Origin of the sequence: Paenibacillus assamensis DSM 18201 (assembly GCF_000422445.1) — a bacterium.
Lineage (GTDB): Bacteria > Bacillota > Bacilli > Paenibacillales > Paenibacillaceae > Paenibacillus_B > Paenibacillus_B assamensis.
In genome coordinates, this window is the sequence record NZ_KE383837.1 from 663,361 (window position 1) to 676,851 (window position 13,491).

General features: G+C 45.7%; 13 protein-coding genes, 1 pseudogene and 1 other annotated feature. Of the genes and pseudogenes, 1 reads left to right on the forward strand and 13 read right to left on the reverse strand.

Annotated features, from left to right (window positions below):
• Positions 1-33 precede the first annotated feature (33 nt).
• Together H580_RS0117360 and H580_RS25575 are read right to left on the reverse strand one after the other, a co-directional pair.
• The gene (locus tag H580_RS0117360; RefSeq protein ID WP_028595911.1) at positions 34-564 is read right to left on the reverse strand and encodes a deoxycytidylate deaminase; all 531 of its coding nucleotides are present in this window, start codon (positions 562-564) and stop codon (positions 34-36) included.
• A 142-nt stretch (positions 565-706) separates the two neighbouring features.
• Positions 707-1,327 carry a ComEA family DNA-binding protein gene (locus tag H580_RS25575; RefSeq protein WP_051217518.1) on the reverse strand — a complete coding sequence of 207 codons (621 nt, stop codon included), beginning with the start codon at positions 1,325-1,327 and terminating at the stop codon, positions 707-709.
• A gap of 113 nt (positions 1,328-1,440) precedes the next feature.
• Between H580_RS25575 and comER the strand changes: the two genes are divergently transcribed.
• The gene (gene comER, locus H580_RS0117370) at positions 1,441-2,265 is read left to right on the forward strand and encodes a late competence protein ComER (RefSeq protein WP_028595912.1); all 825 of its coding nucleotides are present in this window, start codon (positions 1,441-1,443) and stop codon (positions 2,263-2,265) included.
• A 9-nt stretch (positions 2,266-2,274) separates the two neighbouring features.
• On the opposite strand, the gene leuS is transcribed toward comER, so the two are convergent.
• The 11 genes and pseudogenes from leuS to H580_RS0117425 form a co-directional block, all read right to left on the reverse strand.
• Positions 2,275-4,716, reverse strand: coding sequence for a leucine--tRNA ligase (gene leuS, locus H580_RS0117375; RefSeq protein ID WP_028595913.1), 2,442 nt, complete (start codon positions 4,714-4,716; stop codon positions 2,275-2,277).
• Positions 4,717-4,818: 102 nt separating this feature from the next.
• Positions 4,819-5,078: a binding site (T-box leader), on the reverse strand.
• 107 nt (positions 5,079-5,185) lie between these two features.
• Positions 5,186-6,457, reverse strand: a complete 1,272-nt coding sequence (locus H580_RS0117380) for a hypothetical protein (protein WP_028595914.1) — start codon at positions 6,455-6,457, stop codon at positions 5,186-5,188.
• Between the two features lie 199 nt (positions 6,458-6,656).
• Complete coding sequence (locus H580_RS0117385) at positions 6,657-7,415, reverse strand: class I SAM-dependent DNA methyltransferase (RefSeq protein ID WP_028595915.1); 759 nt, start codon at positions 7,413-7,415, stop codon at positions 6,657-6,659.
• Positions 7,416-7,794: 379 nt separating this feature from the next.
• Positions 7,795-8,664 (reverse strand): annotated as a pseudogene (locus H580_RS24660) (CvfB family protein); the annotation flags it as partial.
• The gene (rsfS, locus tag H580_RS0117395) at positions 8,661-9,008 is read right to left on the reverse strand and encodes a ribosome silencing factor (protein WP_028595916.1); all 348 of its coding nucleotides are present in this window, start codon (positions 9,006-9,008) and stop codon (positions 8,661-8,663) included. The pseudogene H580_RS24660 and the gene rsfS, both read right to left, overlap by 4 nt.
• A gap of 103 nt (positions 9,009-9,111) precedes the next feature.
• Entirely contained in the window at positions 9,112-9,699 is a 588-nt protein-coding gene (gene yqeK, locus H580_RS0117400; RefSeq protein ID WP_084509313.1) for a bis(5'-nucleosyl)-tetraphosphatase (symmetrical) YqeK, read from the reverse strand.
• A complete protein-coding gene (locus H580_RS0117405; protein WP_036605394.1) occupies positions 9,680-10,291 on the reverse strand; it encodes a nicotinate-nucleotide adenylyltransferase in 612 nt (203 codons plus the stop codon). The genes yqeK and H580_RS0117405 overlap by 20 nt, the downstream gene beginning before the upstream one ends.
• Positions 10,292-10,348: 57 nt before the next feature.
• Positions 10,349-10,648 carry a ribosome assembly RNA-binding protein YhbY gene (gene yhbY / locus H580_RS0117410; protein WP_028595919.1) on the reverse strand — a complete coding sequence of 100 codons (300 nt, stop codon included), beginning with the start codon at positions 10,646-10,648 and terminating at the stop codon, positions 10,349-10,351.
• A 216-nt stretch (positions 10,649-10,864) separates the two neighbouring features.
• Entirely contained in the window at positions 10,865-11,755 is an 891-nt protein-coding gene (gene aroE, locus H580_RS0117415; RefSeq protein WP_051217519.1) for a shikimate dehydrogenase, read from the reverse strand.
• Between the two features lie 66 nt (positions 11,756-11,821).
• Entirely contained in the window at positions 11,822-12,937 is a 1,116-nt protein-coding gene (gene yqeH / locus H580_RS0117420; RefSeq protein WP_028595921.1) for a ribosome biogenesis GTPase YqeH, read from the reverse strand.
• A 5-nt stretch (positions 12,938-12,942) separates the two neighbouring features.
• Positions 12,943-13,461 carry a YqeG family HAD IIIA-type phosphatase gene (locus tag H580_RS0117425; RefSeq protein WP_028595922.1) on the reverse strand — a complete coding sequence of 173 codons (519 nt, stop codon included), beginning with the start codon at positions 13,459-13,461 and terminating at the stop codon, positions 12,943-12,945.
• Positions 13,462-13,491 lie beyond the last annotated feature (30 nt).

The following is a 13,491-nucleotide window of genomic DNA, read 5'->3' on the forward strand; positions in this document are numbered from 1 at the left end:
ACGAATGGCCGCAAGGTTCTTCCTTAACATAACCTACATATGTTCTTTTTGTATTTCCTCGACCGCTTGCTGCGGAGGGTCGTACTGCAACAGCTGACGGAATACAATTCCTCTTTGCTCCATCATCCGTGAGACTTTCTCGGTGTCCTTTAAATAAGGGCGATGGAACACAATCTCCGTCACACCACTATTCGTTAGCATATTCGCACATGTCCAGCACGGTTGATCCGTTACATAGACAGTAGAGCCTTCACGGTCGATCCGGTCAGTAAACAATAGCAAATTTTGCTCCGCATGAATCGTACGAATACAGCGCTGCTTCTTCACCATTTCCTCACTGCCATCCGCTTGATGCACAACCTCATACTGCTCTACAATCATACACCCTTCTTCACTACAATCTGGCACCCCCATAGGTGCCCCATTATACGCCGTCCCAAGCAATTTCTTGCCTTGAACGAGCACTGCGCCAACATGTCTGCGCGGGCAGCGAGACCGTGTAGAAACCATATATGCGATATCCATAAAATACGTATCCCAATCTTTGCGTAGCGTTGCCGTCATGATGCTTACCCCTTCTCTACCCACTCTATGTTTGAATTACATCCTATTGTAAAATGGCAGATTAAGAGATGCAACCTCTTCTGTCATATGCAAGAAATGGACTTGCAACGTTTATAGTCAAACCGCACCCTCAACACGCACTTTAGTCGACTGTAAGCTTGTCTTTCATCTTTTTAAACATTTTAGGACCGATTCCTTTAACCTTCATTACCTCATCAATCGAGTTAAACTTTCCATGCTGCTCGCGATAAGCAACAATTGCTTTTGCTTTTGAGGGACCAACGCCTGGCAGCTCGTCAAGCTGCTGCTCATCTGCACGATTTAATGAAATAAGTTCACTGTTCTGCTCTGAGGCTTTTCCAGTCGCATTAGAAGGGGCATTGTTGGCATTCATCGCATCTCTAGAGGTTGGTGTCTCTTCATTATTAGACCTTTCATTAAGACTATTACTTACTCCGTGCTGATCGTGCTGAGATTCCCCACTCACTCCTGTTGGATTGCTACTTTCATTAGCTTGTGCAGCTTTAGCCGGTACATTAGTAGAGACTTTGGGTGCTTTTTGGGCAGACTCTCCATTAGATGAAGCACTGCTCTCAGTCTCCAGCAGTTGAGACACTTGATCATTGACAGGTTTCCACCCCTCTGTCGCACCTCCAAGCTGAGGACGAAGCCACATAAAAGCAAATAAGATGATACCAATAACACCAACTATTACGACAACCATCCAAGATACAAGTGAAGCCTGCTTACGATTAGCAGACATAAACATCCCCCCAATATTATTGATGCGGTATAGTGGTCAACTAGTCGTTCATATAGTGATTTAAAGCGTTGCATAACGGCCCGTGTACGGTCGAAAGAAAGGAGGACGTCCACGTGAAGGTCGGATTCATAGGAACGGGCAGCATGGGCTCTATATTAATCGAAGCCTTTATACAATCGGGCGTATTGGAGTCAAAGCAAGTTGTCGTAACGAATCGCACAATCGCGAAGGCGCAGCGTTTAGCCGAAAAGTATCCAGGACTGCATACTGCTGCAGATGTAGCAGAAACGACGCGACTTAGTCATATCGTATTTATATGCGTAAAGCCGCTTGAGTTCAAACGTGTGGTGAACGAGATTGCCAATGTCGTCACACCGGATCAACTCGTTGTTTCCATCACTAGCCCGATACTGATCGAGCAGTTAGAGAGCAGTCTGTCTTGCAAAGTAGCAAAAATCATTCCGAGTATTGCAAATTATGTACAAAGTGGTGCTTCCATCTGTATGTATGGTTCCCGTATTGGGACAGAAGATCGGTTACTGCTGGAGCAATTGATGATATCGATTAGCCAGCCGATTGTCATATCGGAGCAGCACACACGAATTACAAGTGATATTTGTAGTTGTGGACCCGCATTTTTAGCATTATTCGTACAGAAATGGATTGATGCGGCGGTAGAACGTACAGGAATTGATTATTCTGAGGCTACGAGGTTGGCTTGCGAAATGGTACTTGGTACCGGCAAGCTTTTAACCGAAGGGAAATTGACGCCTGAACAGTTGCAGCAGCGAGTTGCAGTACCCGGCGGCATAACCGCCGAAGCACTGCACTTGCTACAGCATAAGTTAGATGGTGTATTCCATCAGCTTATTGATGTTACACATGGTAAATTCCAAGAGGACTTGGAAAAAGTAAAAACGTCATGGTCAGAGACCTAACACGTAACATTAGCCAACTACGATATTAACTAGGCGACCTTTAACAGCGATCACTTTGCGCACTGTCTTGCCCGCAATTGCGGCTTGGACATTCGCAGACTGCATCGCTGTTTCTTGTGTAGTGGCTTCATCCGCGTCTGCAGCTACTTTTAGACGCTCAACGATTTTGCCATTCACTTGTACAACGATCTCAACTTCTGCATCAACCGTAAGACGCTCATCATACGTTGGCCATGCCACATACGAAATCGTACCGTTGAAGCCCATACGCTCCCATAGCTCTTCCGCGATATGCGGTGCCAAAGGAGACAACAATTGAACAAAGTTCTCCATTGCTTTACGTGGCAATGTTTCTTGCTTATAAGCATCATTGATGAAGATCATCATTTGGCTAATTGCTGTATTAAAACGCAATGCCTCTGTGTCTTCCGTTACTTTTTTAACTGTTTTGTGCCATACGCGAACGAATGCATCGTCACCTTGCTCATCTACAATTTTCGGATTCAATTGATTGTCCTCCGTAATGAACAATCGCCAAATACGGCTCAAGAAGCGGTACATACCTTCAACACCATTTGTATTCCAAGGCTTTGTTGCTTCCAAAGGACCCATGAACATTTCATACATACGAAGTGTATCTGCACCGTACTCGTTTACAATTTCATCAGGATTGATGACATTTCCGCGAGACTTGGACATCTTCTCACCGTTCGTACCAAGAATCATACCTTGGTTAACGAGCTTGTAGAATGGCTCTTTCGTTTCAACTACACCGATATCGTACAATACTTTGTGCCAGAAGCGAGCATAGAGCAAATGAAGTACCGCATGCTCAGCTCCACCAATATACAAGTCTACAGGCAACCATTTGCTTTGTTTTTCTTTGGAACAAATCTCATCATTGTTCTTCGGATCAATGAAGCGTAGGTAGTACCAGCAGCTGCCTGCCCATTGCGGCATCGTATTTGTCTCACGACGTGCTTTCATGCCTGTCTCAGGATCAATCGTCTCTACCCAATCCGTTACATTCGCAAGTGGTGACTCGCCTGTACCAGAAGGACGAATTTGATCTACATCCGGCAGCATAAGCGGAAGCTCGGATTCAGGAACAGTCTTCATTGTGCCATCTTCTAGATGGATGATCGGAATTGGCTCTCCCCAATAACGCTGACGGCTAAACAACCAGTCACGCAGACGGTACGTCACTTTACCTTGACCTACGCCTTTTTCTTGCAACCATTCAATCATACGCGCGATTGCCGCTTCGTTCTCAAGACCGTTCAAGAAGTCAGAGTTAACGTGAGCTCCGTCGCCTGCGTATGCTTCCTTCGTCACATCGCCACCGGATACAACTTCGATAATCGGCAGCTCGAACTGCTTCGCGAATTCCCAATCACGCTCATCGTGACCTGGAACAGCCATAATTGCACCTGTACCATAGCCAGCCAATACATAGTCAGCAATCCAAATCGGTGCTTGAGCTCCGTTTACAGGGTTAATTGCATATGCACCTGTAAATACGCCGGACTTTTCTTTTGCCAAGTCTGTACGCTCAAGGTCACTCTTACGAGCAGCTTGTTCTTGATAAGCTTTTACAGCTTCACGCTGTGCTTCTGTCGTAATCTTCTCCACCAATGTATGCTCTGGAGCCAACACGCAGTATGTCGCACCGAACAATGTATCTGGACGAGTTGTAAACACCACAAGAGCTTCATCTTGGTGCCCGTCAATCTCAAAGCGAACTTCCGCACCTGTTGACTTGCCAACCCAGTGACGCTGCATATCTTTGATGCTTTCTGGCCAATCCAACTCTTCCAAATCTTCAAGCAAACGCTCTGCATATTCGGTAATTTTCAATACCCATTGACGCATTGGCTTACGGATAACCGGGTGGTTACCACGCTCGGACAAGCCATCAATAACTTCCTCATTCGCAAGTACCGTGCCCAATGCAGGACACCAGTTAACTGCCACTTCGTCTACGTAAGCAAGACCTTTTTTGTACAATTGGATAAAAATCCATTGGGTCCACTTGTAGTATTCTGGATCTGTTGTGCTAATCTCACGATCCCAATCGTAAGAGAAGCCAAGAGACTTGATTTGACGACGGAAGTTGTTAATGTTCTTTACCGTAATGTCACGTGGATGCTCACCTGTGTCCAAAGCATGCTGCTCCGCAGGAAGACCGAATGCATCCCATCCCATCGGATGAAGAACATTGTATCCGCGCATACGCTTAAAGCGGGAAATAATATCTGTAGCCGTGTAGCCTTCTGGATGACCTACATGGAGGCCCGAGCCGGAAGGGTATGGGAACATGTCTAGTGCATAAAACTTCGGCAATTCATCGTTATCCAATGTAGCGAAAGTCTTATGCTCGTCCCAGTATTTCTGCCACTTCGGCTCAAGTTGCTGTGGTTGATAGCCAACCTTCTGTTGTTCTGTACTCATTAATACTTTGCCTCCTCCAACGGTCTTGTAAGGTTTCACATGAATGAAGCGGCCGGATCATTGCTCAAACCAGCAAAAAACCTCCCATCCCTAGCGTCAATCGCTAGGGACGAGAGGTTATATATTTTCCCGCGGTACCACCCTAGTTAGCGTCAGACATGCTTTGTCTGCTGCTCACTTGTATGCTCTTAACGCGAGCATCACGCTGCGACCTGGCTGCCAGCTCCACATAGGCAGAGTACTGTCAATTTGTCAGTCGCATGACTCCGAGGTGAGTTCCCTACTGTGCACACCGGCTCGCACCTTCCGCCGGCTCTCTGAAGTACTCTCAGCTAGCTACTATTCCTCTTCACCGTCATCCATGTATTCCATTGTTCAGCCGTTGTTCGATAATTAAATTTATCATATGAAAAAAAGCGAACATTGTCAATGTATGACATGATTAGGTTGCGATTTCTCTACTTCTCATCTACAAAGTAGCTAATGAAATAACTTCCCCACTGCCTGCATTCACGGCGTAATGACAATCTAATTTCCCATATAAAATAAATTGTTTTTGTTCGAAGTCATAAACGTAGCAAGGCGTAAGCTCGATCCTTTCTAAAAGGTTGTCATATGCTTCTTCTTTGTTGATCGATACTGGATTAGCTACTTTAAACGGGTCGAAAAAGTTTAGCATCGATTCGTTATCCATATAATTTACCGCTTGATAGCTCCCTGTATCTATTATAATCGTTAATTTTCTTTGAAATACACGGTTCACCTGATTATTCATTCTCAAGACTGCATAGATATGGCCTTGATCACGATGCAACGTTTTGACCATCCACTGATCTGAATCATTCGGATATTGCTGTCGCAATAAGTTCTTTACTGCCACTAAACATTTCGTCTGCTCTTCTGTTGTGATTGGAAACGAATCAGGACTCCGTTCACTTAACCATACTTGTTCCCATGTCACTTCTTCCATCCAACTAACTTCTTGCCTCTCAAATGGTGTATCAATCGGATCATCCCAGCACAAAGTCTGGTCTATTTTCAAATAGGACCTTGTATCCGAAAAAACTTCATATGGAATCGTTGATTTTCCATCATTCTGGACAAAAATCTCTTCTATCGCATAAACAGGAACTAATGTTTCGTCTTTATTAGAGGGAAATTCAATCAATTTCAATTGTTCCATTGCTAAATGCTTTATTTTATCAAGTGAAAGGGTATACGACTCTTCTCTAATCATTGCTGTAGGAGGAAATTGCCCATGCGCAGAGAAAGAAATCAGTTTGCCTTCCTGATTGCATGTTACTTGAATCAATCCAGATGGAGAAATAGCAATACCATTGATACATTCTTTAAATAAAAAGTCTCTCTCTTTTGCTTGGTCCAATTGAAATTGTTCCCCGTATACCAGTCCCGTTTCATCTTCAATCCATCTGATAATGTTGTTCGAACGCACATCAGTGAACATAACTCCATCGGTTGCATAGGTCTTCCCTCTGACAAAAATGGCACTCAAAAACTTACGATCATGAACATTTATCTCAACAACCGCTGTACCTTCCGGGTTGGAATCATCATCCTCTTGTGTAGTAACATGTTTAGGAAACCACTCCATAACCATTGTGTAAACGGTATCGTTGAACACATTTACTTTTCGATAAAGGCTATATCGTTCTAAACGATAGTTCCTTAATCCAAATTTCTCATTTGTTAAATCAATTAGTTCTTGTATTTTTTTGTCCACTTCCTCGTCACCTCTGTTTGTTTACGTTTAAGAACATTTACAACTTCGCTATCACGTTAAGTTTTCATTCAATGTACTATTAGCTACACAAATAAGCCCGGCATGTGAGCCGGGCTTATACCTTATTACACTACACCAAAAGAAAATCTGCAACAATGAAAGAAAAGAAACCATATTGACGGTTTCTAATAGCCGTTACTTACTGACGCACAGCTGTAAAGAACAACCTCATGCTCTCTTCATTAGCCGATTGCCACACGAAGTCTGCAAACACTTCTATTTGACCGAAGCCTGCATCCTTTAGCATTTCGATGACTTTCTCTGTGTCATAGGCGCGTTGAACGTGAACTTCATCAATTCGATGATAACGGTCACTATCCGCATCCTGAACGAAAATAGCTAGGTCATGCTCAATCAGCTTCTGCTCCCTGTCATAGTCGCAGTGCCACATATAAGCTATATCCTGCTCATCGAGTGTGAACGGCTGTTCCTGCTCATATTGTTCAAATTGACGTGCATGATGCATATCAAACATGAACAACCCGCCAGATCGCAAATTTCTCGCTGTATGCTCAAATACCGTTCTTACGCCTTCAAGCTCTGTGATGTAGTTGATGCAGTCGCAAAAAGAAAAAACAGCATCGGCAGGCTCAGGAATAGACCACGAACGCATATCTTGACATACCCATTGAATCTTATCCCCCACACGTCCATGTGCATCCGCCTTTTCACGGGCCATCGTTAACATCGTCTCCGAAAGATCGATTCCGATGACCTCAGCCGCCTCTTTAGTAAGTGGAAGAGTAAGTGAGCCTGTCCCACAACCTAGATCCACGATTCGTGTGGGACGTATCTGATAGCGCTCAAGCGCTTCCTTCGCCATTCGCTGCCACTCGTCATACGGCATATCGGCCATCAGTCGATCGTAGACAAGTGCAAATGATTCGTAAGCGTTCATGATGCTCCCCTCCAATCGTCAGCGGTTAACCCTAGCCTCGCGCTTAACGATCTGACTTAGGCTTATTTTGATCCGCCCATGCCGAACGATTAGTAGACGGAGAAGGCCTTGATGCAGAACGCTGTTGACCGAAGGAAGACTTCGCTCCGTGTCCTGTGCCAGCACCTGCACGATGCTGCCTATCGCTCGGCTTTGCACTGCCACTGCGTTGACTACGTTCGCCTTGCTGCACTCGATCAGAGCCAAACGGCTTACGTGGAGCGCCTCCTTGACCTCCCTTGCCACGAGGAGCCTCTGAAGCAGAAGCTGGGCGCTTAGGCTGCGATGGCATCATGCTCAGCATATGCATCGCGTCTTCAATGCTCGTAGCTTCACCGCTCTCTGTCAGCTTCGTCCAACTGCCTTCTTGCACGACAAGTCCAGCCTTCATCAAACGACCCATTGCCCGCTTGAAGGATGACTTGCTCGTATTGAAGCGCTGCTTAACGACATCTGCTGGCGTCTCATCGGAATAAGGCATTGCCCCATTGGAGCGTTCTTTAATCAGCTTGAACAGCTTCTCTGCATCTTGATCCATGCCAACTTCTTTTCGCTCTGCCAACGTTACATTTACACGACCGTCCTCACGCACATGAGAAACACGGACGCGAACACGTTCGCCAATTCGAAGCGCCGTTGGACGCTGTGATTGATGAAGAAGTCCGATCGCACCGAATCCAAGCAATCCACCTTGAATGACGAAAAATGTACCCATTTTCAAAGCACGATACACAATCGCATCCTGCCACGTATTCATCCAAGTTGTAGGTGCATGGAACACTAGTGGTGCTAGATCTTCCTCTGTTGCAAGCTTAGCCATTAAGCGGCCATATTTATCATGAACCATTTTCACATAAACCGAATCGCCCACCTCTGGATACAAAGGCTCAAAATCAGGCAGCTCGAACTTTGGCAGCAACAATTGTCTGCCGATGCCGATTTCAAGGAAATATCCATAACGAGTTTGATCAGCCACTTTCACTAAGCCAACTTCGTTCAAAGTCAACATAGGGTGTTTCATCGTTGATGCAAGACGATCTTCGGTATCAAAGAACAGAAACACGTCCAGCTCTTCCTCAATATGAATCTCGCGCGTTAGCTCGGTATAGTGCAAAATAACGTCATGCTCTTCATCCGTTAAAAAATAACCGAACGGTGACACTTCACGTGCCACTCGCAATCGTTGAATCGTACCAGCTGTTAATGTCATGCTAGCTCCACAACTTTCGCATCAGACCACAACTTCTCCAAGTTGTAGAATTCGCGTTCCTCACGATGGAATACGTGTACAACGATATCTCCAAGATCCACAAGTACCCAACGAGCAGAATCAAGCCCTTCTGTACCACGAACAGCTACTCCTGCTTCATGTGCCGTTTTACGAATTTCGTTCGTAATCGCCTGTACTTGTGTATCGGAGTTACCATGACAAATTACGAAATAATCGGCGATCAAAGAAATTCCTTTCAAATCTAGCGCCACGATATCCATCGCTTTCTTATCTTCTGCAGCATGTACTGTTTTTTCAAGCAATTGTTCAATTGTCAATTTCATTAGTTAGCCTCCTGGTAATTACTTTCATTCTATATTTTTCTGTACAAACGCTACTCCCCGTAGGCTCGCCCTCTGCGGCTGCACACCTTAAGGCATCACGCCATTAGTTCACGGCAGCGCCTGCCTGAATTTCTTCTATTAAGGCATTGCGTGCATCTATCGTTAACGGATAAATACGCGCGCCCTTTTCGAGCAGGAACGAAATTGTGCTGTCCAATCCAGCAAGCAGCGCCTTCTCCAAGCTCTGCTTCGACAACTCACGAATCCGGTCCACACCTGGAAAATCACGTCCTGGCTCCATGTAGTCAGCTAGACAAATCACTTTATCCAACATCGTCATTTGCACACGCCCAGAAGTATGGTATCGGATGGCATCCAATATTTCCACATCCGTCACACCGTAATCACGTTCCGCCACAACCGCTCCCACTGGAGCATGCCACAATACTTTATCATGATGAAGGAGATCGCTCGGCAACTGCTGCTCACGAATAACCTGTTCCATTTTGGACGTGGGCCAGTATTTGGCTACATCATGCAGCAGTGCTGCCAAGTCTGCCTTAACCGGGTCTACTCCGTATTGTTCAGCAAGCTGTATAGCGGTTGCCATCACTCCAGCTGTATGATTCCATCTAGAAGCCGGCATCTGGGAACGAACCGCTTCCATTAGCTCATCGCGAGTCAGTTTCATACAATTCCCACCTCTTCACGTATTGCTCCACCGTATCCGGTACGAGGAAGCGAATGGACCTTCCATCTTTACGACGCTTGCGAATATTCGTTGAGGAAATATCCAGCTGAGGCATTGCTACTTCAATAATTCGCTGCTGCCATGCTGGCGGCAGCGCTTCAACCGTCCACGACGATCCTGGCCTTTGTAAGCCAATGAAGTGAATCGCGCTCATCAATTCCTCAATAGCATGCCATTGGGGCAAATAAGCCACCATATCACCGCCAATAATCCAGTACCAGTCTACATTTGGATATTGGGCCCGCAGTCCTTGCACCGTATCCCATGTATACGAAACGCCGCCTTGTTCTAATTCCCATGAACTAGCATGAAAATGATCTACAGGGGCGACAGCGAGCTCGACCATCTGCAAGCGATACTCTTGGCTCGCTTCAGGCTGCCTCGTCTTGTGAGGTGGAACATGCGTCGGCATGAACCATACTTCATCCAGCCCCGCTGCCTCGTAGGCTGCTTCCGCTGCCAGCAAATGACCAAGATGAATCGGGTCAAATGTTCCCCCCATAATTCCAATACGCTTTGCAGCAACCTGCATCACCGAGCCCCCTAGCCATTTCCATTCTATTTCACACAATTAACGTGTTTTGTCTAATTATTTGGACTTAGGCAATTCAATTTGCTTCTTATCCTTAGACTCCTTGTACAATACAATCGTCTTGCCGATAACTTGTACAAGCTCTGCACCAGATTGTTTGGACAACTCGTCGCCAATTTCGAAACGATCTTCCAAGCAGTTGTTTAAGATCGATATTTTAATAAGTTCACGTGTTTCGATTGCTTCTTCAATGTGGCGAATAAGCTGATCGTTTACGCCGCCTTTACCAACTTGAAAAATAGGTTGTAGATTATGAGCTAGAGAACGCAAATAGCGCTTTTGTTTACCTGTTAACATGAATGTTATTCATCCTTCCTGTTGTCACTGCCTAATATACTTCTTATCCTGCAAACTAGGATAAGCTATGCCTTCATATCGGTACGGTACGTGATTATCTACTCTTTACGAAACGAAGACGTTGAACAGCTAGCTATATTTCGTATACTCACTGTAAGAAGGCTGTCCTAAATGGGACAACCTTCTTCTTTATACCATATTTAGATACGAGTCAAATCATTTGCCCAGCGTATCATAGACGGTCTGTCTCATCAATGCCGTCGGAGCTGGCTGCTGCGTCCACAGCTCAAATGCAATGGCTCCTTGATACACAAACATGCCTAATCCTTCATGAACCGTTGCTCCTAGCTGTTCTGCGGATTGAAGCAACTTTGTGCGAAGCGGATTGTAAATAATGTCGCTCACAACCATATGCTGTCTAAGCCATGAGACCGCAACGGGAGATTCATCCACATTCGGATGCATACCAACTGAAGTTGTCTGAATGACCACATTTACCTCGTCTGGATGTAAATCTGGAATCCCTTCATCGATGCCAATTGGGAACACGGTCCCAAACTTCGCTAAGTCCTCAGCAAGCTGAATCGCTCGCTCTTGCGTCCGATTAGCTACATACAACTTGCGACAGCCTTCTCTCAACAGCGCATAGGCGATTCCGCGTGCCGCGCCCCCTGCACCGACAATAAGGATCGAGGCAGAAGATACATCAACACCGGACTCTTCCTTTAAAGATCGCACATATCCAAGTCCGTCCGTATTGTAACCGATTAATGTCCCGTTGTCATTCACAATTGTATTAACCGCTCCACTCGCGCTTGCACTTTCATCCAGTTGGTCCAGATAGTGTACGACTTGCTCTTTGTGAGGAATCGTAACGTTCATTCCCTTGATTCCTAAAGCGCGCATACCGGCAATGGCTTGCTCCAATTGCTCCGAAGGCACTTGAAAAGCAGTGTATACACCATCCCAATGGCAAGCCTGCAAGGCAGCGTTGTGCATAAGCGGTGATTTGGACTGTCTTATCGGATCTCCTATAACGGCAAGCAGCTGCGTGCTGCTCGATATAAGGGATGTGCTAGCAGTACTCACCACAGTCGGCGTTACCATCTTTATCTCCAACTCCTTCACCCGAATTTAATCGTGTGTCTGGTTGCGATATCGGGAGTGCTATTTTTAGATTAAAGCAGGTCGTGTAATGACCTTAACTCCTTTTGGTACGTGGATGTTAATAATCGCACCTTCCTTGCCATTGCAGCGAATCCAGCCTAAGCCAGATACAAATACGTCTGTCGCACTGCCACGATTAATGCGAAGCTGGTGCTTCGTCCATGCCGGAATATCAACAAGACGTTCCTTCGTTGGTGGAGCAAGCATGTCACCCGCATGCTGTTCATACAACTCATCTGCGCGATCCAACTTTGTACGATGGATTGGCATTGCATTGGATACATAACATGTGAAGGATTGACGTTCCCCTTCTGCAAAGTCCATACGAGCAAAAGCACCAAAGAATAACGTCTGCCCTTCATTCAATTGATATACTTTCGGCTTAAGCGGCTTGTCTGGCAGCAAAGTTCCAAGATCTTCTCTAGCCACTAGCTCTGTCAAACGACTCGTATAAACGATACCAGGCGTATCTACGATATGCTTGCCATCATCCAATGGAATGTTTACCATATCCAAAGTTGTCCCTGGATAACGGGACGTAGTCAATTCTCGCTCCATATCGCTGTAATCATTAATGAGGCGATTAATAAGTGTAGACTTGCCTACATTCGTTGCACCAACCACATACACGTCACGATTGCCACGATAGTTACCCACCTGATCCAACAAGCGTTCGAAACCTAGATTGCGCTTCGCACTCACTAAAATAACGTCCACAATACGAATGCCATGCTCTTTCGCCTGACGCTGTACCCAGTTCGTCAAACGGTTCCAGTTCGTAGACTTCGGCAGCAAGTCAATCTTGTTAACAACGAGCAGCACAGGATTGTTCCCCACGAAACGCTGCAAACCCGAAATTAAGCTTCCATCGAAATCGAACAAATCGACGATGTGAATGACAACTGCATCCTCTTGCCCAATTCGGCTCAGCATACGAAGGAAATCATCATTGTTCATCGTTACGCTCATTGCTTCATTATAGTTTTTGATACGGAAACAGCGCTGGCAAATAACTGGCGTCCGCTCCAATGCTTGCTGAGGCAAATAGCCTAGCTCCGCTGGCTTGTCCGTTTGCAGCTTGACCCCACAGCCGCTGCACTGCTGTATCGTTTCGTTACCCATTGATGTTAGTCCTCCTCATGCCACTTGCCTGTTCTCCGTAAACGAGCAGTGACAATCCGTTCTATTCTTCTATTAATCCGTGTCGTCCAGCCTTCATCATGAATCGCAATCGGCTGTACAAGAATCGTAAACATTCCCATTCGATTGCCACCCATTACATCAGTCAGCATCTGATCACCGATTACAATCGTTTCTTCTGGCTTCAATTCCATAAGTCGGAGTGCCTTATGAAACGCCTTTAGCGCTGGTTTACGTGCCGCATGCACATATTGAATATCCAATGGAGTGGCAAAATGCGCCACGCGATGCTCGTTATTGTTCGATACGATGACCAATTTAAAGCCTCTGCGTTTTACTTCTTCCAACCAAGCTTCCAGCTTCGGGTTCGCGAGAGGGTCTTTGGCCCCAACTAGCGTATTGTCCAAATCTGTAATAATGCCTTTATATCCTTTATCTTGAAGCAAGTCCAAGTCGATATCATAAACCGTACCTACACGCAAACGTGGAATAAGTCCCTCTAACAACGCTGTCACCTCTTTTTCATACGAAAAACT